15 protein-coding genes are annotated in these 20242 nt (G+C 76.8%); 4 read left to right on the forward strand and 11 right to left on the reverse strand.

Going from position 1 to position 20242, the window contains the following annotated elements; translation table 11 throughout:
• Nucleotides 1–26: 26 nt before the first annotated feature.
• Together BCD49_RS12255 and mftF are read right to left on the reverse strand one after the other, a co-directional pair.
• On the reverse strand, nt 27–1223 hold the full coding sequence (locus BCD49_RS12255; protein WP_007516316.1) for a cysteine desulfurase family protein: 1197 nt from the start codon (nt 1221–1223) through the stop codon (nt 27–29).
• Between the two features lie 11 nt (nt 1224–1234).
• The gene (mftF, locus tag BCD49_RS12260; RefSeq protein ID WP_274535044.1) at nt 1235–2884 is read right to left on the reverse strand and encodes a mycofactocin biosynthesis glycosyltransferase MftF; all 1650 of its coding nucleotides are present in this window, start codon (nt 2882–2884) and stop codon (nt 1235–1237) included.
• On the opposite strand from mftF, the gene mftA reads away from it, so the two are divergent.
• The 4 genes from mftA to cobF all read left to right on the forward strand — a co-directional run bounded on the left by mftA (nt 2856) and on the right by cobF (nt 5500).
• Nucleotides 2856–2984 carry a mycofactocin precursor MftA gene (gene mftA / locus BCD49_RS12265; protein WP_007520315.1) on the forward strand — a complete coding sequence of 43 codons (129 nt, stop codon included), beginning with the start codon at nt 2856–2858 and terminating at the stop codon, nt 2982–2984. The genes mftF and mftA overlap by 29 nt on opposite strands.
• Before the next feature lie 76 nt (nt 2985–3060).
• Nucleotides 3061–3408, forward strand: a complete 348-nt coding sequence (gene mftB / locus BCD49_RS12270) for a mycofactocin biosynthesis chaperone MftB (protein WP_198939434.1) — start codon at nt 3061–3063, stop codon at nt 3406–3408.
• 158 nt (nt 3409–3566) lie between these two features.
• Complete coding sequence (mftC, locus tag BCD49_RS12275; RefSeq protein ID WP_425343364.1) at nt 3567–4739, forward strand: mycofactocin radical SAM maturase; 1173 nt, start codon at nt 3567–3569, stop codon at nt 4737–4739.
• A 2-nt stretch (nt 4740–4741) separates the two neighbouring features.
• Entirely contained in the window at nt 4742–5500 is a 759-nt protein-coding gene (cobF, locus tag BCD49_RS12280; protein WP_007520310.1) for a precorrin-6A synthase (deacetylating), read from the forward strand.
• On the opposite strand, the gene cobJ is transcribed toward cobF, so the two are convergent.
• Genes cobJ through BCD49_RS12325 form a run of 9 tightly spaced genes read right to left on the reverse strand, consistent with a single transcriptional unit; the run spans nt 5466 to nt 19921 of the window.
• Nucleotides 5466–7163, reverse strand: coding sequence for a precorrin-3B C(17)-methyltransferase (cobJ, locus tag BCD49_RS12285; RefSeq protein ID WP_083401396.1), 1698 nt, complete (start codon nt 7161–7163; stop codon nt 5466–5468). The two genes, cobF and cobJ, sit on opposite strands and share 35 nt — an antisense overlap.
• Nucleotides 7160–7807 (reverse strand): precorrin-8X methylmutase, encoded by a 648-nt coding sequence (locus BCD49_RS12290; protein WP_007520307.1) that lies wholly within the window; start codon nt 7805–7807, stop codon nt 7160–7162. The genes cobJ and BCD49_RS12290 overlap by 4 nt, the downstream gene beginning before the upstream one ends.
• Nucleotides 7801–9159, reverse strand: a complete 1359-nt coding sequence (locus BCD49_RS12295; protein ID WP_027141236.1) for a nitrite reductase — start codon at nt 9157–9159, stop codon at nt 7801–7803. The genes BCD49_RS12290 and BCD49_RS12295 overlap by 7 nt, the downstream gene beginning before the upstream one ends.
• On the reverse strand, nt 9156–12902 hold the full coding sequence (locus BCD49_RS12300) for a cobaltochelatase subunit CobN (protein WP_007520414.1): 3747 nt from the start codon (nt 12900–12902) through the stop codon (nt 9156–9158). The genes BCD49_RS12295 and BCD49_RS12300 overlap by 4 nt, the downstream gene beginning before the upstream one ends.
• Nucleotides 12899–14509: a cobyric acid synthase gene (locus BCD49_RS12305; protein ID WP_007520412.1), complete on the reverse strand. Its 1611-nt coding sequence runs from the start codon at nt 14507–14509 to the stop codon at nt 12899–12901. The genes BCD49_RS12300 and BCD49_RS12305 overlap by 4 nt, the downstream gene beginning before the upstream one ends.
• Nucleotides 14506–15531: a cobalamin biosynthesis protein gene (locus BCD49_RS12310; protein WP_071041490.1), complete on the reverse strand. Its 1026-nt coding sequence runs from the start codon at nt 15529–15531 to the stop codon at nt 14506–14508. The genes BCD49_RS12305 and BCD49_RS12310 overlap by 4 nt, the downstream gene beginning before the upstream one ends.
• Nucleotides 15518–17053 (reverse strand): cobyrinate a,c-diamide synthase, encoded by a 1536-nt coding sequence (locus BCD49_RS12315; protein ID WP_071041491.1) that lies wholly within the window; start codon nt 17051–17053, stop codon nt 15518–15520. Before BCD49_RS12315 ends, BCD49_RS12310 begins: the two co-directional genes overlap by 14 nt.
• 7 nt (nt 17054–17060) lie before the next feature.
• Entirely contained in the window at nt 17061–17675 is a 615-nt protein-coding gene (gene cobO / locus BCD49_RS12320; protein WP_007520709.1) for a cob(I)yrinic acid a,c-diamide adenosyltransferase, read from the reverse strand.
• On the reverse strand, nt 17675–19921 hold the full coding sequence (locus tag BCD49_RS12325) for a VWA domain-containing protein (protein WP_442960483.1): 2247 nt from the start codon (nt 19919–19921) through the stop codon (nt 17675–17677). The genes cobO and BCD49_RS12325 overlap by 1 nt, the downstream gene beginning before the upstream one ends.
• Between the last annotated feature and the right edge of the window lie 321 nt (nt 19922–20242).

Consider the following 20242-nt stretch of genomic DNA (forward strand, 5'->3'; position numbering starts at 1 on the left):
ACGTCGCCCTCACCGCCGCCGGACCGTCAGGAACCGCCCAGGCCCGCCAGCTCGCCGGCTCGGCTGGCGCGTTCGTAGACCGGGGCCATCGCGTCGGCGACCGCGGCGACGTCGGCCTCTGTCGACGTGTGCCCCAACGAGAAACGCAGCGACCCGCGCGCGTTGTCATCACCCGCGCCCATCGCCAGCAGCACGTGCGAAGGGCGGGCCACCCCGGAGGTGCAGGCGGAGCCGGTCGAGCACTCGATGCCGCGGGCGTCGAGCAGCATGAGCAGCGAGTCGCCCTCGCAGCCGGGGAAGCTCAGATGGGCGTTGCCGGGCAGGCGGCCCGGGCCCGGCGGCGCGCCGTTGAGCACCGCCGTGGGGACCTTGGCCAGCACCTGGCGGATGAGCTCGTCGCGCAGCGCGGCGAGGCGCGGCGCCTCGGCCGGCAGGTCACGGACGGCCGCGACGGCCGCCGCGGCGAAGGCAGCGGCGCCGGCGGTGTCGAGGGTGCCGGAGCGCACGTCGCGCTCCTGCCCGCCCCCATGGGTGAGCGCGGTGACGGTGAGGCCCCGGCGCAGCACCAGGGCGCCGACCCCGACCGGACCCCCGATCTTGTGGGCGGTCACCGTCATCGCGTCGACGCCGGAATCTGCGAACGAGACCGGTACCTGTCCGAAGGCCTGCACGGCGTCGGTGTGGAAGGGAATGCCGCGGGCCTGGCAGGCCGCGGCGAGCTCCGCGATCGGCTGCACCGTCCCGACCTCGTTGTTCGCCCACATCACCGACACGAGGGCGACGTCGTCCGGGCCGTCGGGCCCGGCGGTGAGCGCCGCCAGGAGCGTCTCGGGCCTGACCAGCCCGGTCTCGTCCACCGGCAGCGGCTCGACGACCGCGCCCTGCGCCTGCCCGAGCCAGTGCGCCGGGTCGAGCACGGCGTGGTGCTCGACCGCGCTGACCAGCACCCGGCGCCGGCGCGGGTCGGCTGCCCGGCGGGCCCAGTACAGGCCCTTCAGGGCGAGGTTGTCGCTCTCCGTCCCGCCACCGGTGAAGATCAGCTCGGACGGCCGGCAGCCGAGCTGGGCGGCCAGCGACTCACGCGACTCCTCGACGACCCGGCGCGCCCGCCGCCCGCCCGCGTGCAGGGACGACGGGTTGCCCGCGACGGCGTGCGCCGCGGTGAACGCGGCGAGCGCCTCCGGTCGCATCGGCGTCGTCGCCGCGTGGTCGAGGTAGTTCACAACTCAACAGGTTAGCCGCGGTCGCCCGGCCGCCCACGCCGTCGGCCACCCGCCCGGGGACGGCTGGCCGGCAGCAGCGGACACGCGGTCCGAGCCCGCGCGCAGCCCCACCAGACGCCCAGGCTGTAGGCGGCGTCGTCGGCGAACCGGAGCAGCACATACGGCAGGAATCCGACATCGGGCCGGGTGACCCACCAGTCCCTCGCGGCCGGGACGGCGACGGACAGGGCGAGCACGCGGCGACCCGGCCGGCCCGTGGCCAGCACCGGCCACCAGCCGCGCCGGACGTTGTCGGCCGCGGCCTCCAGCGCGTACCGGCGCCCGGCGATCACCATCACCCAGGCGAGCCGGGTGGGCCGCGGCGCCGCGGCCAGGCGCCGCGCGAGCCGAACCGCCGTGACCACGCTCCGGATCGCCGTGACCGCCGCGACCACGCAGGCCACCTCGCGGCGACGGACGACGCGCCATCGCGGTCGCGGCGCGCCGGTGAACGGGAGGGCTGACACCGCCGTGGCCATCGCGTTTGCCCGGCGGCCGCGGCTGCCCCGCGACGACGCCGGCGCCACCGGCGACGCCGGTGCCGCGGCGATCGCCAGGGCGGCGGCGGCCACGGCGGCGGCCTGGCCGGCGGGCCGCAGCGGGCCGGGGTGGCGGGCGGCCAGCGGACCGGCCGACGAGCCGTAGCCGAACCGCTGGCGCGCCCAGCCGGCCCAGGTGGCGCGCGGCCGGTGGTGCACGACGGCCGCCGGCTCGTAGCGGACCGACCAGCCGGCGCCGACGATCCGCCAGACGAGGTCGACGTCCTCGCCGTAGCGCATCGCCGGGTCGAAACCGACCAGCTCGCGGCGGATCAGCAACACCGCCGACGGCACGTACGAGACCCGCGAGCCGGGCCGGACGCCGGCCGGACGCGGCCCGAGGTCCAGCGGCGAGCGGGCGCTCTCGTAGCGCGCCAGCAGCCCGGCCCGGGCACCCGGCGGCACCGGCGACGCGACCCGCGGCGCGACCGCCCCCACGGCGGGGTCCGCGAGGTGTCCGAGCAGCACGCCGAACCAGTCGGAGTCCGGCGGGAGCACATCCGGCGAAAGCACGTCCTGCGGGAGCACGTCCGCGTCGCAGAACAGGACCAGCGGAGTCATCGCGGCCGCCGCGCCCGCCAGCCTGGCGGCCGCCGGACCGAGCGGGCGTTCGTGGCGCAGCACCCGCGCGCCGGCGGCGGCCGCGGCCGCGGCGGTGCCGTCGGTCGAGCCGTCGTCGACGACGATCACCTCGGCGCAGCGGCCGGCGAGTGCCGCGATCAGCCGTCCAAGCCCCTGGGCGTGGTTACGGACCGGCAGGACGGCCGTCACGCCGGCGGCGCACCCCGGCGACGGCGGCGGCGGGGCCGGATGCGCCAGGCCGGCCTCGACGAGCCGGCGGGCGAGCGCGCCCGCGCCCGGCCCGGCCTCCCCCACCGGCTGGCCGGCCAGCAGCGCTTCCCAAACACCGCCACCAGCGGCGGACAACGTCAGCAGACACAGTGGTGAACCACCTAACAACACCTTTCCGCGCGACAGAACGGAGGTTTCCGGGTCACACTGCACATGAAAGTCAGCTGGCAGCGGCAGCACTCGACTCACAGGAGGAAACGGTATGGACTCGTCGGCCCCGACGACGGACATCGCGCTTGCCGGCACGGAGACCAGCGCCACGGTCGAGCCGATCGTGGAGGACCTCCTCGTCGAGGACGTCTCCATCGACGGCATGTGCGGCGTCTACTGATGACTCCTGGGACAACGGCCGCCGAGCGTGCGAAGGAAGAGCATTTTCGCACGCCCTTTGGCCAGACCCCCCGCGGATGACCGGCACGACACCCGTGGGCGCGCCGGACGGCGCGCCCACCTCCGCCCCGACCCCGGCGCACGCCCTCGCCCGGCCGTCGGGGGCGTCCTTCGACCCGGCGCGGCCATACCGGCTGCACCCGAAGGTCGCCCTGYGCCCGGAGCGTTTCGGCGCGCTGGCCTACTCGTACGACACCCGCCGGCTGTCGCTGCTCAAGGACGTCGACCTGGTCGCCGTCGTCCGCGCGCTCGCCGACGCGCCGTCGGCTGGCGACGCGCTGGCCGCCGTGCCGGCCGCCAAGCGCCCCGCCGTCGAACGCGCGCTCGCCCGGCTCGTCGAGACCGGATTCGTCCAGCCACGCTGAGCCCAGCCACGCTGACTCGCCCAGCCACGCCGATGCGCCCCGTCACACCGATTCGCCCCGCCACGCCGACCGGCTCAGAACCACTTCCGCCCAGCCCCAGCCCCAGCCCGACGGAGGCGACAGTGAGCATCACCGACCTGGCCCGGCCGAGCGCGGGTGTGCCCGCGGCCGTTACCGCCGCCCTCGCGTCCTCGGCGCCGGCACTCACGCCGGCGCCGGCGAGCGCCTCGCTGCAGCAGGAGCTGCTGCGCGGGCTTCAGGCGCCGATCTGCCTGACCTGGGAGTGGACGTACGCCTGCAACCTGCAGTGCGTGCACTGCCTGTCGTCGTCCGGCCGGCGCGACCCGCGCGAGCTCGACACGGCCCAGATGCGCTCGGTCGTCGACCAGCTGGCCGACCTGCAGGTCTTCTACGTCAACGTCGGCGGCGGCGAGCCGATGACCAGGCCCGACTTCTTCGAGGTGCTGGAGTACTCCGTCGACCACGGCGTCGGGGTGAAGTTCTCCACCAACGGCGGCATGATCGACGCGGAGAAGGCCCGCCGGCTCGCGGCGCTGGACTACGTCGACATCCAGATCTCGCTGGACGGCGCCGACGCGATGACCAACGACCCGGTCCGCGGCCTCGGCTCCTACGACCGGGCGCGCAATGCGATGGCGCACCTGGCCGACGCCGGCTTCGGCGCCTTCAAGCTGTCGGTGGTCGTCACCCGGCACAACGTCGGCCAGCTGGACTCGTTCGCCGCGCTGGCCGCCGACCACGGCGCCGAGCTGCGGGTCACCCGGCTGCGCCCGTCCGGGCGCGGCCAGGACTCGTGGGCACAGCTGCACCCGACCGCCGCGCAGCAGCGCGACCTGCACGGCTGGCTGCTCGCCCGGCCCGACGTGCTCACCGGGGACTCGTTCTTCCACCTCGCCGCCTATGGCCAGGCGCTGCCGGGCCTGAACCTGTGCGGCGCGGGCCGGGTGGTCTGCCTGATCGACCCGGTGGGCGACGTCTACGCCTGCCCGTTCGCGCTGCACGAGCACTTCCGCGCCGGCAGCGTGCTCGACGAGGGCGGGTTCGCGCGGGTGTGGCGGTCCTCCGACCTGTTCACCGAGCTGCGCGAGCCCGACAACCCCGGCGCGTGCACCTCGTGCGGCCACTACGACGCCTGCCAGGGCGGCTGCATGGCGGCGAAGTTCTTCACCGGCCTGCCGCTGGACGGCCCCGACCCGGAATGCGTGCTCGGCCACGGCGAGGCGGCGCTGGCCGCCGTCAACCCGGACAGCCTGCCGATCATCGACAACGACCACAGCAAGCGCCGCCGCCTGCCTCTCAGCGTCCTTTGACCGTGCCGCGGCGGGTCGTGCTGCTGATCGGGATGGGGGTCGGCGACCCGGAGTCGCTCACGCACGCGGCCAGCCGCGCGCTGGCCAGCGCCGACGTCCTGTTCACCGTCGACAAGGGCGAGGCGAAGGCCGACCTGAACGCGCTGCGTGCCCGGGTCTGCGCCGCGTACGCCGGGCCCGGTCTGCGGGTCGTCGAGGTCGACGAGCCGGAGCGGGACCGGGCGCCCGCCGACTACCAGGCCGAGGTGCGCCGCTGGCACGCCGCGCGCGCGGCGGTCTGGGCCAAGGCCCTGCTCACGGAGCTCGACGAGGGCGGCCGGGGCGCGTTCCTGGTGTGGGGCGACCCGGCGCTCTACGACAGCTCGCTGCGCATCCTCGACGACATCCGGGAACGCGGGCTGGTCGACGTCGACGTCCAGGTGGTTCCCGGCATCTCCAGCGTGCAGGCGCTGACCGCGCGGCACCGGATCCCGCTGAACACCGTCGGCGGGTCGGTCCACATCACCACCGGCCGGCGGCTGGCGGCCGAGGCGGCTGGCCTCGACTCCGTCGTCGTCATGCTCGACGGCGCCGCGGCCTGGCAGGGCCTCGACGCGGCCGACTGGGACATCTACTGGGGCGCCTACCTCGGCGGGGACGACGAGATCGCGCTCGCCGGCCCGCTCGCCGAGCTCAGCGCCCGGATCGCGGCCGTCAAGCGCGAGGCCCGCGCCCGCAAGGGCTGGATCATGGACGTGTACCTCCTGCGACGTCGGCGGTAAGGATCTCCGCCGGATCCGCTGACAGGTCGGCGGTCCGCGAGGTTCCGGGCGCCGTGCTCACCACCCCGTCGTGATGGCGGGGGGTGAAGACCGTGCCGGTCTCGCGGTCCCAGCAGGTCCTGGACGAGCCGACGATGAGCAGGGTGCGCATGTTGACGTGGTCCGCGCACAGGTCGGCGAGCCGGATCACCTCGACCCGCTCGCCGGGGCCGCCGACCGCCCGCCCCACGACGACGGGGGTGTCGGGGTCGCGATGCTCCAGCAGGCAGACGCGGACCTCGTCGATGTGGTCCCGCCGGGTCTTCGAGCCGGGGTTGTAGAGCGCGAGCGCCAGGTCGGCCGCCGCGGCGGCGCTCAGCCGGCGCAGGACCAGCGACCAGGGCTTGAGCTGGTCGGACAGGGACACGACGCAGTAGTCGTGGCCCAGCGGCGCGCCCACCCGGGCGGCGACGGCGTTCGCCGCCGTGACCCCGGGCAGCACGTGGACCGGCACGTCCGCGTAGCCGCCCTCGGCGCGCGCCTCCAGCACCGCCGACGCCATCGCGAACACCCCCGGGTCACCGGAGGAGACGACGGCGACGCCGCGGCCGCGGCGCGCCAGGTCGAGCGCGAAGACGGCCCGTTCGGCCTCCACCCGGTTGTCCGTGAGGTGCCGGCGCTGACCCGGCCGGTCGGGGACGCGCCGGACGTAGGTCCGGTACCCGACGACGTCGTCGGCCGCCGCCAGGGCCGCGGCCGACTCCGGCGTGAGCCACTCGACGCCGGCGGGCCCGAGCCCGACGACCGTGACGGAGCCGGTGACAGGGCCCGTGACAGGGCCCGTCTCGGCACCGGCATCGGCGGGCCGGGCGCCGCCGGCCGCGGCCTGGGCCAGAGACGTGCCTGGGCCGACGGCCGCTTCCGCGGCAGGGGATGCGCCGGCGCCGGGCACGAGCACCATCGACATGTACGGGACGTCCTCGTCCGCGGCCAGGTCGCGCAGCGCGGTGACCCGCTCGCCCTCCCGGCTGGCCTGGCTGACGAGCAGGGCGCCGTCGAGCCGCCCCGCGCCGCCGAGCGCCCGGCGCACCCCGTCGAGGTCGCCCCGCACCTTCATCAGCGCGAGCCCGTCCGCCTCGCCGGCCAGCTGGCGCAGCCGGTCGGCCGGCATCCTCGCCGGGAGCACCGCGAGCGTCTGCTCCCCGGTGACCAGGGCGACGCCCGCCGCGGCGGCGGTCGCCGACACGGACGTGACGCCCGGGATGATCACGCAGCGGAACCTCGGGGTGAGCCGGCGCTGCATGTGGGTGAACGAGCTGTAGAGCGTCGGGTCGCCCTCGGCGAGCAGCACGACGTCCCGGCCGGCGGCCAGGTGCGCGGCCAGGCGCGCCGCGGACTGCTCGTAGAACTCGTCGATCGCCCCCTGGTAGCCGCCCGGGTGGTCCGTCCCGCCGCGGGTGACGGGGTAGACGAGCTCCTCCTCGACGGCGCCGGCGGGGAGGTAGGGCGCCGCGCTGGCCCGGGCGAGCGACCGGCCCCGCCTGCCCGCGTGGTACGCGACGACCTCGGCCCGCCCGATCAGCCGGGCGGCCTTCACCGTCACCAGCTCCGGGTCCCCGGGGCCGACCMCGACGCCGTACAGCGTGCCGGTGCCCGGCCCGGGCCCGGCGGGCGAAGTGGTCACAGTGCCTCCGAGGCGATCGCGTTGACGGCGGCGACCGTCATCGCGCTGCCGCCGCGGCGGCCGTGCACGACGAGGTAGGGCAGGCCGAACGGGTTGTCGGCGAGGGCGCGCTTGGACTCGGCCGCGCCCACGAAACCGACCGGCAGGCCGAGGACGGCGGCCGGCCGGGGCGCGCCGGCACCCAGCATCTCGAGCAGGTGGAACAGCGCCGTCGGGGCGTTCCCGACGGCGACGACGGCGCCGGCGAGCCGGTCGCGCCACAGCTCCAGGGCCGCCGCGGACCGTGTGGTGCCAAGACGGGCGGCGAGCTCCGGAACGCCTGGGTCGCCGAGCGCGCAGATGATCTCGTTGTCGGCGGGCAGCCGGCGCCGGGTGATCCCGCTGGCGACCATCTGCGCGTCGCACAGCACCGGCGCCCCGGACCGCAGCGCGGCGCGGGCGGCGCCGACCAGACCGGGGCTGGCCTCGACGTCCGCGGGCAGGTCGACCATGCCGCAGGCGTGGATCATCCGGACGACGACGTGTTCCAGGTCGGCCGGAAAGGCCGCGAGGTCCGCCTCGGCGCGGATCGTCGCGAACGACCGCCGGTAGATCGCCGCCCCGTCGCGCTCGTAGTCGTAGCGCGGGCTGGTATCGGTCACCATCGGGACTCCTTCGGTTCGACGCCCGCGTCGCGGACCAGATAGCCGGCGGCGCCGGCGACGACCTCCACGTGCGGACCGGACGGCTGTCCGCAGCGGCGGGCACAGCCGCTCCAGTGCGCCCGGACGCCCGACGAGGCCGACGAGGCCGACGGCGCGGCGTCGACCGGGGTGACGAGGCCGGCGGCGACCGCGCGGGCGGCGTCGGCCCGCACGTCCGCGAGCGCGCTCGCGCAGCCGGGACGGCCGGCGCAGGCGGTGACCCTCGTCCACATCGACGCCGGGTCGGTGACCAGGCCCGCCCGCCGCGCGCGGGCGGCGAAGGACGACGGGTCCATCAGGCAGGGTACGACGACCGACCGCCACGGGGTGATCCGTAGCGGCGGCTCGTCACGAGGCCTGGCCTGGTCTCGACCGCCGCCCGGGCAGGCGGCCGCGGCGACGGCCGCGAGCAGGTCGGCCGCCGGGCGCGTCAGCCGGCCGAGGGGAACGTGAACGGCGGCGGCATGCCCTCCGTCCGGACGTCGCCAGACCCCGACCGGGTGCGTGGCCGGCCGCGGGGCCGGGCGGAGCACGGCGGCCCGACCGGCTCGCAGCCCGGCGGCGAGCTCCGCGCCGCCGTCGGGGAGGTCGCGGACCCGCCAGAGAGAGTGGTTGCCCCCGGTACCTCCGGGGGCGGCGGCACGCAGGAAGGCGCGCGCCGCGGCCAGCAGCTCGCCGACCACGCCGGCGTCGTCGACCGCCACGCCGGCCGGGCCGACCCACCAGTGCCCCGCCGCGGCGGGCGCGGCCCAGGCGTCCGGCGCGAGGGCCGCGATGTCACCGGTTCCGTCGTCCAGGCCGAACAGGAAGCGGCCGGACAGCCCGGCGAGTTCCGGGTCGGCGCACAGCGCCTCGTCGAGCCCACGTACCAGGTCCTCCAGCCGCGCGGCCGCCGCGGCACCGCCGCCGCCCGCCGCCGCGGCACCGCCGCCGCCCGCCGGCGGCGCACCGTCGCCGGCGCCGCCGTCAGCGCTGGCGCCGGCGCCGGCGCCGGTCAGACCCGCGAAGGGCGAGGCGACGATGTTGCGGACCCGTTCGTGCGTGGCCGACGGCAGCAGGCCGAGCTCGGCGACCCGGTCGGCCAGCTCGACTCGCCGACCCCCCGGCACGCCGCGCAGCTGCAGGTTTCCGCGGGAGGTGAGCTCGACCGCGCCGTGCTCGCCGAAGGACGCGGCCAGCGCGGCGAGCGCCGCCAGCGTCCCGCCGTCGACGAGGCCTCCCGGCAGCCGGATCCTGGCCAGCCCGCCGTCGGCCGCCTCGTGCAGGACGAGGGCACCGGGGCAGCGGTCGGCCCGGGGCCGCCCGGGGCTCACGGCGCGCGCCCCTCGAGGTCTCCCTCCGCACGCAGGTAGACGTCGCGCAGCGCGTCCAGGGTCGCCTGCGCGGGCGCCTCCCACAGCCCGCGGTCGACGGCCTCCAGCAGCCGCTCGGCGATGCCGTGCAGCGCCCATGGGTTCGCGTCCGCCAGGAACTTCTGGTTCTCCTCGTCCAGGACGTACGCCTGGGTGACGGCCTCGTACATCCAGTCGGCCACCACGCCCGCGGTCGCGTCGTAGCCGAACAGGTAGTCCACGGTCGCGGCCAGCTCGAAGGCGCCCTTGTAGCCGTGACGGCGCATCGAGGCGATCCAGCGCGGGTTCACGACCCGGGCGCGCACGACCCGGGCCATCTCCTCGCCGAGGGTGCGGGTCCGCACCGCGTCGGGCCGGGTCGAGTCGCCGATGTAGGCCCGGGGACCGCGCCCGGTCAGCGCCCGCACCGTCGCGATCATGCCGCCGTGGTACTGGAAGTAGTCGTCGGAGTCGGCGATGTCGTGCTCGAGGCTGTCGGTGTTCTTCACCGCCACGCTGATCCGCCGGTACGCCGCCTCCATGTCGTCGCGGGCTGGCCGGCCGTCGAGGCCGCGGCCGTAGGCGAACCCGCCCCACGCCGCGTACACCTCGGCCAGGTCGCCGTCGTCGTGCCAGGTGCCGGCGTCGACCAGCGGGAGCAGCCCGGCGCCGTACGCGCCCGGCTTCGAGCCGAAGACGCGGGTGGTGGCCCGGCGCCGGTCCCCGTGCTCGGCCGTGTCGGCCTCGGCGTGCGCCCGGACGTAGTTGTGCTCGGGGTCCTCGTCGAGGTCGGCGACGAGCCGGACCGCGTCGTCGAGCAGGTCGACGACGTGCGGGAACGCGTCGCGGAAGAACCCGGAGATCCGGACGGTGACGTCGATGCGGGGCCGGCCGAGCTCGGCGAGCCCGATCGGCTCCAGCCCGTGCACCCGCCGGGACGCCTCGTCCCACAGCGGGGCGACGCCGAGCAGCGCGAGGATCTCCGCGACGTCGTCCCCCGACGTCCGCATCGCCGACGTGCCCCAGGCGGACAGGCCGACCGAGCGCGGGTACTCGCCGGTGTCAGCGAGGTGGCGGGCCAGCAGCGAGTCGGCCATCGCCCGGCCGGTCTCCCAGGCCAGCGGGCTCGGGACCGCGCGCGGGTCGACGGCGTAGAAGTTGCGCCCGGTCGGCAGGACGTTGACCAGGCCGCGCAGCGGCGAGCCGCTCGGCCCGGCGGGAACGTAACCGCCGGCGAGCGCGTGCAGGGTCCGGTCGATCTCGTCGGTGGTCCTGGCGAGCCTCGGCACGACCTCGGTGGCCGCGAACGTCAGCACGGCGGCCACCGCGTCCCGGTCGACGTCGTCCCCGCCCGCGGAATCGTCGAGGTCATCGAGGACCTCGCCGAGGATCTCCGTGACCACCTCCGGGACGGCCGTCGGTTCCCAGCCGCGGTCCTCCAGTCCGGCGACGAGCGCCCGCGCGACGGCCTCGACCGTGTCGGTGCGCACCGTCCCCTCCGCCTCGTCGAGGCCGAGCGCCTGGCGCAGCCCCGGCAGCGCGACGGCCCCGCCCCACAGCTGGCGCGCGCGCAGCATCGACAGCACCAGGTTGATCCTGGCCTCGCCGGTCGGCGCCAGGCCCAGGACGTGCAGGCCGTCGCGGATCTGCGCGTCCTTGATCTCGCAGAGCCAGCCGTCGACGTGCAGGATGAACTCGTCGAACTCGGCGTCGTGCGGCCGGTCGGCGAGGCCGAGGTCGTGGTCGAGCTTCGCCGCCTCGATGAGCGTCCAGATCTGCGCGCGGATCGCGGGGAGCTTCGCCGGGTCCATCGCGGCGATCTGCGCGTGCTCGTCGAGCAGGCGCTCCAGGCGGGCGATGTCGCCGTAGCTGTCGGCCCTGGCCATCGGCGGGACGAGATGGTCGACGACGGTGGCGTGCGCCCGCCGCTTCGCCTGCGTGCCCTCGCCCGGGTCGTTGACGAGGAACGGGTAGACCAGCGGAAGGTCGCCGAGCGCGGCGTCCGGCGCGCAGCCGGCGGACAGCGCCGCCGCCTTGCCGGGCAGCCATTCGAGGTTGCCGTGCTTGCCGACGTGCACCACGGCGTGCGCGCCGAACCCCGTCCCGAGCCCCGTGCCGAGCCCCTTCCCGACCCCCGCCCCGAGCCCGGCTCCGGGCGCCTCCGGGCCGTGGCGCAGCCAGTGGTAGGCCGCCAGGTAGTGGTGGCTCGGCGGCAGGTCGGGGTCGTGGTAGATGGCGATCGGGTTCTGCCCGAACCCGCGCGGCGGCTGGATGAGGATCACGACGTTGCCGGCGGTGAGGGTGGCGAGCACGATCTCGCCGTCCGCGTCGGCCGACCGGTCGACGAACAGGTCGCCGGGTGCCGGGCCCCAGTGCTCCTCGACGGCGGCGCGCAGCTCGGCCGGCAGCGTCTCGAACCAGGTGCGGTAGACGGTGGCGGGAATGCGGACGGGGTTGCCCGCGAGCTGTTCGGCCGTCAGCCAGTCCTCGTCCTGGCCGCCGGCCGCGATGAGGCCGTGGATGAGCGCGTCCCCGTCGTCCGCGGCGAGGCCGGGCAGGGCTCCAGGGCCGTCCGCGGGGCCGACGTCGTAGCCGGCGGCCCGCATCGCCCGCAGCAGCGCGAGCACGCTGGCGGGGGTGTCGAGGCCGACGGCGTTGCCGATCCGCGCGTGCTTCGTCGGGTAGGCCGACAGCATCAGCGCGATCCGCTTGTCGGCGTTTGGGACGTGGCGCAGCCGGGCGTGGCGGACCGCGAGGCCGGCGACCCGGGCCGCCCGTTCCTGGTCGGGCACGTAGCGGGTCAGGCCGTCGGCGTCGATCTCCTTGAAGGAGAACGGGACGGTGATGATCCGTCCGTCGAACTCGGGGATGGCGACCTGGGTGGCGGTGTCCAGCGGCGAGAGGCCGTCGTCGCTCGCCTCCCACTGGGACCGCGACGACGTCACGGCCAGCGCCTGCAGGATCGGGACGTCCAGGTCGGCGAGCGCGCCGATGTCCCAGTCCTCGTCGCGCCCGCCCGCCCCGACCTCGGCGGGGATCGCGCCGGACCCTGCGCCGCCGGCCGCCAGCACCGTCGTCACCAGCGTGTCCGCCTGGCCGAGCTCGGCGAGCAGTTCGGCGTCGGCGGTGCGCAGCGACGCGCAGAAGATCGGCAGCGCCCGGCCACCGGCCGCCTCGACGGCGTCGGCGAGCGCGTCCACGAACGCGGTGTTGCCGGCCAGCTCGTGCGCCCGGTAGTACAGGATCGCGACGGTCGGCCGCGGCGCGAGGATCGCGACGGCCGGATCCGGGGCGGATCCGGGCCTGGGCCGGACGCCCCAGGCCGGGGTCGGCACCGGCGGGTCGAAGCCGAGGCCGGTGAGCAGCAGCGCGTCGGACAGGAAACGGGCCAGCTGGCGCAGGTTGTCGACGCCGCCGTGGGCGAGGTAGGCGTGCGCCTGCGCCGCCACCCCGGCGGGCACCGAGGACAGTTCCATCAGCTCGGCGTCGGGGACGAGCTCCCCGCTGAGCACCACCAGCGGCAGGCCGCCGGCAAGCAGCGCGTCGACGCCGTCCGGCCAGGTCCGCCGGCCGCCGAGCAGCCGCAGGACGACGACGTCGGCGCCATCGAGCAGCCGCGGCAGGTCGGCGGCGTCGAGGCGCGCCGGGTTGGCCAGCCGGTAGTCCTCCCCGGTGGCGCGGGCGCACGACAGGTCGGTGTCGGACGTCGACAGCAGCACGATCACGGACGGCTCCCCAGGTCTGGCGAAGATCCACGCGGGTGGGCGGGCCTCGGCGCGGGCGTGATGCCCCGCGCGAGGCCTGCGAGAACGGGCGGGTCGGGAGCGGGCGTCGGGCTCGGCGGACCGCCGGGTGGGACAGTCTCGAGGCCGGCCGGCGGGCCGTCGGTGAGCAGCTTCAGCAGCACGCCGGTGTCGAGGTGGTCGCCGACGAGGTCGCCGAGGAGGTCGAGGCGACGTTCCCGGACGGCCGCGAAGGAGACCTCGCCGCGTGGCCGCCACGGCGAGCCGGTGGCCGCCGCGACGTCGGCGAGGAACGCCCGGCGGAAGCCGTCGTTCTCCAGCGCGCCGTGCCAGGTCGTGCCCCAGACCGCGCCGGCCCGGCAGCCGTCGAGGAACGGCTCGCCGCCGTGCACGGTCGCCACCCCGTGGTGGATCTCGTAGCCGCGCACGGGCTGGCCGTAGGCGACGCCGCTGGGGTGGCCCAGGGTCTTGTCCGTGGCGAAGCGGACGGTGACCGGCAGCAGCCCGAGGCCGTCGACGCGGCCCGCGCCGCTCTCCACGTCGTCGACGATCGTCGCGGCGAGCATCTGGTAGCCGCCGCAGACGCCGAGCACCGGCCGCCCGGCCGCCGCCCGGCGCGCGAGCGCCCCGTCCAGGCCACGCCGGCGCAGCCAGCCCAGGTCCGCCACCGTCGACCGGGTGCCCGGAAGCACGACGAGGTCGGCCGTGTCGAGGTCCTCGGGCCGGTCGGCGTAGCGCACCGCGACGCCGGGCTCGGCGGCGAGCGCGTCGAGATCGGTGAAGTTGCTCAGGAACGGCAGCCGCACGGCCGTCACCCGAAGCGGGCCGTCCGGGTCGCCCCGGGTCTCGCCGGGCGCGGGCAGGCCGAGCGAGTCCTCCACGTCGAGCCCGAGTCCGTCGCGCCACGGCAGCACCCCGAGCGTGGGCCGGCCGGTGAGCGCCCGCAGCATGTCGAGCCCCGGTTCCAGCAGGGCGCGCTCGCCGCGGAACTTGTTGACGACGAACCCGGCGACCAGCGCCTGGTCGGCCGGTTCCAGCAACGCGAGGGTGCCGTACATCGCGGCGAACACCCCGCCGCGGTCGATGTCACCCACGACGATCGTCGGCAGGCCGGCGGCCCTGGCCAGGCCCATGTTCGCGATGTCGGTCGCCCGCAGGTTGATCTCGGCCGGGCTGCCGGCGCCCTCGCAGACCACCACGTCGAACCGGGAGCGCAGGTCGGCGAGGCTCGCGAGCACCTCGCCGAACAGCCGGCCCTTCAGCGCGCGGTAGTCGAGCGCGCCCGCCTCCGCGACCGGCCGGCCGCGCAGCACGACCTGGCTGCGGTGCCCGGCGCCCGGCTTGAGCAGCACCGGGTTCATCGCCCCCTCCGGCTCCACGCCGGCGGCGGCGGCCTGCATCACCTGGGCGCGGCCGATCTCCGCGCCGTCGGCGGTCACCCACGAGTTCAGCGACATGTTCTGCGCCTTGAACGGGGCCACCCGCACGCCCTGGCGGGCAAGCCACCGGCAGATCCCCGCGGTCAGCACCGACTTGCCCGCGTCCGAGGTGGTCCCGGCGACGAGCAGCGCGCCGCGCGCCCCGGTCATGTGGCGCTCCGGCGCGGCGAGCCACTCCGGCGCGGCGGGCCGCTTCGACGGCGCGCGCCGGCCAGGGCCGCGGCCGCCAGGGCGCTCACGGCGACGCCGGCCGCCGTCACCGCCGCCAGCAGGTCGCCCGAGCGGGCGACGTCGGCGCCGCGCGGCGCCGCGCCGTCGCCGAGGCGACCCCGGGTCTCCGGCTCGCCTTCGTAGACGTTGGTCCCGCCGAGAGTGGTCCCGAGCGCGCCGGCGAACGCCGCCTCGCACTGGCCGGCGTTCGGGCTCGGGTGGCTGTAGCCGTCGCGCCGCCAGACCCGCCAGGCCTCGCGCCGCGACCCGCCGACCGCCGGGGCCGTCAGCGCCGTGAGCACGGCGCACAACCGCGCGGGCGCCAGGTTCGCGAGGTCGTCGAGCCGGGCCGCGGCCCAGCCGAACCGCAGGTAACGCTCGGAGCGGTACCCGACCATCGCGTCGAGCGTGTTGACGGCCCGGTAACCGACGACGCCTGGCAGGCCGAGCACGGCCCCCCACACCAGCGGGCCGAGCACGGCGTCCGCTGTGTTCTCCGCCACCGACTCGATCGCCGCCCGGGCGAGCTCCGGCTCGTCGAGCCCGCTCGGGTCGCGCCCGCACAGGTGCCCGAGCCGCTCCCGGCCGCCGGTCAGGTCCCCGGCCGTCAGCAGCCGGCTCATGACCGTGGCCTCGGCGCGCAGCGACGCCCCGCCGAGCGCCGCCCACAGCCCCGCGGCCAGCGCCACCGGCCGCGCCGGGCGGGGCAGGAGGCGGTCCAGCGCGGCGGCGGCGAGCACCGGCCCGCCGACGGCGACCGCGACGAACGCCACGCCGGCCGGGCGGGAGTCCGCGTAGAGCAGGCGTTCGACCGCGTGCGCGGCGCGGCCGTAGCCGGCGACCGGATGGAACCGGGCCGGGTCGGCGAGGACCGCGTCCGCGAGCGCGCCGGCGACGATCGCCGCCGCCGCGGCGCCGGCGGCGACGGCCGGGCGGGTGGGCGCCGGTTCAGCCGGCCGCACGGTTCGCCCCGTTCGACTGGGCCGCGCGCGCCGCGGCGACGAGGCGGGCGGCCGTGCCGGGAAGCCCCGCCCAGTGGGTGTGCAGGTAGGAGGCATGGATGCCGCCGCGGACGAAGCCCTCCGTGACCTCGTCGCCGGCCGGGCCGCGCCAGGTCCACGCCGCGGCCGATCCCCGCGGCGCGCCGTCCAGGCCGCCGGCCGACGGGAGGGCGACCGTGCGGTGGAACTCGTGGCCACGCGCGAGGGTGCCGCGTGCGGCGAGCGCCGAGTCGGTGGCCGCCACCGCCTCCCGGTAGCCCAGGGTGAGGCGCGGTGTCATGGCCGCCGTCACCTCGGCCAGCACCCCGCACATCGGCTCGCCGTCCAGCGCGCGGCTCAGGTAGAGCAGTCCGGCGCACTCGGCGACCACCGGAGCGCCGGTGGCCGCGAACGCGCGGACCTGGGCCCGCAGCGCGGCGTTGGCGGCGAGCGCGCCGGCGTGCACCTGCGGGAACCCGCCGCCGATGACCAGCGCCGACGTCCCGTCGGGCAGCGCCTCGTCGGCCGTCGGGTCGAAGCGCACGACCTCGGCGCCGGCGGCCGTGAGCAGCTCGGGCGTCTCCGCGTAGCCGAACGTGAACGCCGGCCCGCCCGCCACCGCGACCACCGGGCGCCCCCCACGTCGCCCGGCCGCGCCCGGCGCCGCCGGCACGAAGCCGCCCGAGGTCTCGGCGGCATCGGATGTCTCGGCGGCGCTCGGGGTCCCTGCCGGATCGGCGAAGCCGATCTGGGAGGTCTGCTGGGAGGTCTGCTGGGGGTCCCAGGGATCGGCCGGGAGGTCGGGCGCGGTCGCGGCGAGCGCGAGCAGCGCGTCGAGGTCGAGGCTGGCGCCGACCGCGTCGCCGAGCTCGGCCACGGCCGCGCGGGCGGGCGCCGCGCGCTCGGCGGCCGGGACCAGACCGAGGTGGCGTGACGGGGTGACGAGGCTGTCGCGCCGGCCGAGGACGCCGAGCACCGGCATGCCGATCTCGGCCATCGCGGCCCGCAGGATCCCGGCGTGCCGCTCGGTGCCGACCTGGTTGAACACGACGCCGCCGATCCGCACCGCGGGGTCGAACGAGCGGAAGCCGTGGACGGTCGCCGCGACCGACCGGCCGGCCGAGCGCGCGTCGACGACGAGGACGACGGGCGCCGCCAGCAGCGTGGCGACGTGCGCCGTCGAGCCGAACCCGGCGTGGGTCGCGTGCCCGTCGAACAGGCCCATGACACCCTCGATGACGGCGACGTCGGCGCGCCGGGGTGTCAGCGCCCCGTGCAGGAACAGCGGCGCGATCCGGTGCTCGCCGACGAGCCACGGGTCGAGGTTGCGCCCCGCCCGGCCGGCGGCCAGGGCGTGGTAGCCCGGGTCGATGTAGTCCGGGCCGACCTTGTGGGGCGAGACGGCCAGCCCACGCGCCCGCAGCGCGGCGAGCAGGCCGGTGACGATGGACGTCTTGCCCGCGCCGCTGGCCGGCGCGGMGAGGACGACCCTCGGGATCCTCACCGCCCGGTCACCACTCGATCCCCCGCTGGCCCTTCTGCCCCGCGTCCATCGGGTGCTTGACCTTGGCCATCTCGACCACCAGGTCGGCCGCCTCGACCAGCCGCGGGTGCGCCCGGCGGCCGGTGATGACGACGTGCTGGAACCCGGGGCGCGCGGTGAGCGTGGCGACGACGTCCTCGACGTCCACCCAGCCCCACTCGATCACGTAGGTGAACTCGTCGAGCACCAGCAGGCCGTAGGTCTGGGCGGCGAGGTCGGCCTTGATCCGTTCCCAGCCCTCGGCGGCGGCCGCGGCATGGTCGTCGAGCGGGCCGCGCTGCGTCCACGACCAGCCGGAGCCCATCTTGAACCAGTCCACCGACGCGCCCTCACCGGTCTGTTCGTGCAGCCGGCCCAGCGCCCGCAGCGCGTTCTCCTCGCCGACCTTCCACTTGGCGCTCTTGACGAACTGGAACACGCCGATCGGCCAGCCCTGGTTCCAGCCGCGCAGCGCCAGCCCGAAGGCGGCCGTCGACTTCCCCTTCATGTCGCCGGTGTGGACGATCACCAGCGGCCGGTTGCGCCGCGCCCGGGTCGTGAGCCCGTCCTCGGGAACGCTCGTGACCTTTCCCTGCGGGGCCATCAGGCGGCGTCCCGCAACGCGCGGACGGTCGCGGCGAGACCGGCGCCCATGGCGGCGCCGTCCGGGCCCGCGGCCGCGGGCCGGCTTCGCCTCCCGCCGGGGGTGCCGGGCCCGGTGCCGCGCCCGGCATCTCCGGCGCCAGGCGCGGCGCCGGTCGCGACCAGGTCTGAGAGCGCGAGCAGCGGGGCGCCGAGCCCGGCGGCGAGCACCCCGGCGAGCCCGAGGCGGATCCGGCCCGTCTCGCAGTCGACGACGATCGCCGCGACCCCGGATCGGGCGAGCAGCCCGGCGGCCGGGCCGGGCTCGGGCCCGGCGGTGTACCGGCCGTCGGTCAGCAGGACGAGCAGCGCTCGGCGGCTCGGGTCGCGCAGCCGCTCCCGGGCGAGGGTGCGGTGCGCGAGCAGCAGGCCCTCGGCCAGCGGCGTACGGCCCCCGGCGGGCAGGCTCGCCAGGCGCGCCGCCGCGACGTCCACCGACGACGTCGGCGGGAGCGCCAGCTGCGCGGCCTCACCGCGGAACGTCACCAGGCCGATCTTGTCGCGGCGCTGGTAGGCGTCGAGCAGGAGCGACAGGACGGCCGCCTTGACCGCGGCCATCCGCGCCCGGGCCGCCATCGAGCCCGAGGCGTCGACGGCGAACAGCACCAGGTTGCCCTCGCGGCCTTCCCGCCTGGCCTCGCGCAGGTCGGCGGAGCTCAGCTTCAGGCCAGGACCGCCGCGGCCGCGGGCCCGCTGGTGCGGCGCCGCCGCCAGCAGCGTCGCGATGACGTGCGGATCGCGCAGCCGGCCGGCCGGAACCTGGGCGCCCACTACCGCGCCCGCGCCGGTGACCGCGCGCGATCGCCTGCCGGGCACGCCCCGGCCGACGCCGGGCACCTCGAGCCGGCGGGCGCGGAACGTGGCCGACGGCGCGACGACGCTCCCCGGCGTCTCGGCACCCGCGCCCACCGGCGGCGTGGTCGGCGCCTGGTCGGCCCAGGGGCGACCGGCGGCGCCGTTGCCCGTGGGTGCATCGCCGGGCGCGGGTGCGCCGCCGCCGGGACCGCTTCCGCCGGGGCCGGGATCCGGCTCGCCGCCCGCGCCCCGCCCGCCGGCCTCGCCGTCGGGCCCTGCTGCCGCGTCCGCGTCCGGGCCGAGGTCGGCGTCGCAGCCCGGATCCGCATCGCCGCCCGGGCTCGCGTCGTCCAGGCTGCCGGTGTCCAGGTCGCTCACGTCGGGTTCGGCCTCGGCCGGGTCGCCGTCGTCGAGGTGCCGGCGGGCCGCGTCCAGCGCGGCGTCGACCTGGCCCGGGTCCAGGCCGGGCGCGTCGAACGGGTTGCGGCGGCGGCGGTGCGGCAGCGCGAGCGCGGCGGCGGCCCGCACATCCGCCTCGGTGACCTCGGCGCGTCCCTCCCAGGCGGCATGCGCGAGCGCCGCCCGGGCGGTGACCAGGTCCGCGCGCAGCCCGTCGACCTCGAACGCGGCGCAGACCGCCGCGATCCGGGTCAGCTCACGGTCGGGCAGCCGGACGGCCGGCAACGCCGCGCGGGCGGCCGCGATCCGCGCCGACAACTCCCGCTCGACGGCCGCGTAGCGGGCCGCGAACGCCTCGGGTGCCCCGTCGAACGCCAGCCGGCGGCGGACCACCTCGGCCCGCGCCGCCGGCTCCCGCGGCGCCGCGACCTGCACGGTCAGCCCGAAGCGGTCGAGCAGTTGCGGACGCAGCTCGCCCTCCTCAGGGTTCATCGTGCCGACGAGCACGAACCGGGCGTCGTGCCGCACCGACACGCCGTCGCGCTCGACGTGCGCGACGCCGAGCGCGGCCGCGTCGAGCAGCAGGTCGACGAGATGGTCGTGCAGCAGGTTGACCTCGTCGACGTAGAGCACGCCGCGGTGCGCGGCGGCCAGCAGCCCCGGCTCGAACGAGACGACGCCGGACGTCAGCGCCCGCTCGATGTCGATGGAGCCCACCAGCCGGTCCTCGGTCGTGCCCACCGGCAGCTCACACAGCCGGGTTGGCCGGCTGACGGCGGCACGGGCCGGCCCGTGCGATCCGTGCGACGTGTGCGGGCCGTCCGGGCAGTCGGGCGCGGGGCGCTCCGGGTCGCAGGCGAACCGGCAGCCGGACACGACCGCCACCGGCGGCAGCACCGCCGCGAGCGCGCGCACCGCCGTCGACTTGGCCGTGCCCTTCTCGCCCCGGACGAGCACGCCACCTATCTCGGGAGAGATCGCGTTCAGGACGAGGGCGAGCCGGAGGTCGTCCATGCCGACGACCGCGCTGAAGGGGAACAGGGACACGCAGCACCTCGCACCGGCAGGTGTCCGCGCCTGCCACCCGTACGGGCCCGGGAACTGTTGCCCACGGGCGGCGGCCGAGGTGTTCTGGCTCACCGCGGCGCACCGGCCGCGGCTCACAGTGGCGGGACCGCCTCGGCCTTGGCGCCGCGCGCCGCACCGGAGTTCCCCTCATGTCGCCTGGCAGGCATGGTGCCATGGGAGGGCTGCCCGGGGATAGTGACGACCAACACCCCATGGAACCGCTCACCGCCATCAACGCGACGGCATGAGCTGAAGGCATGCACAATC

Source organism: Pseudofrankia sp. EUN1h (assembly GCF_001854645.1).
Classification (GTDB): domain Bacteria; phylum Actinomycetota; class Actinomycetes; order Frankiales; family Frankiaceae; genus Pseudofrankia; species Pseudofrankia saprophytica.

Coding starts and splice junctions, on each gene's coding strand:
- BCD49_RS12290 (WP_007520307.1), bottom strand. CDS start 7,807: ATGGTGACCGATACCAGCCCGCGCTACGACTACGAGCGCGACGGGGCG.
- mftA (WP_007520315.1), top strand. CDS start 2,856: ATGGACTCGTCGGCCCCGACGACGGACATCGCGCTTGCCGGCACGGAG.
- cobO (WP_007520709.1), bottom strand. CDS start 17,675: ATGGCCCCGCAGGGAAAGGTCACGAGCGTTCCCGAGGACGGGCTCACG.
- BCD49_RS12305 (WP_007520412.1), bottom strand. CDS start 14,509: ATGACCGGGGCGCGCGGCGCGCTGCTCGTCGCCGGGACCACCTCGGAC.
- BCD49_RS12325 (WP_442960483.1), bottom strand. CDS start 19,921: ATGGACGACCTCCGGCTCGCCCTCGTCCTGAACGCGATCTCTCCCGAG.
- mftF (WP_274535044.1), bottom strand. CDS start 2,884: ATGTCCGTCGTCGGGGCCGACGAGTCCATACCGTTTCCTCCTGTGAGT.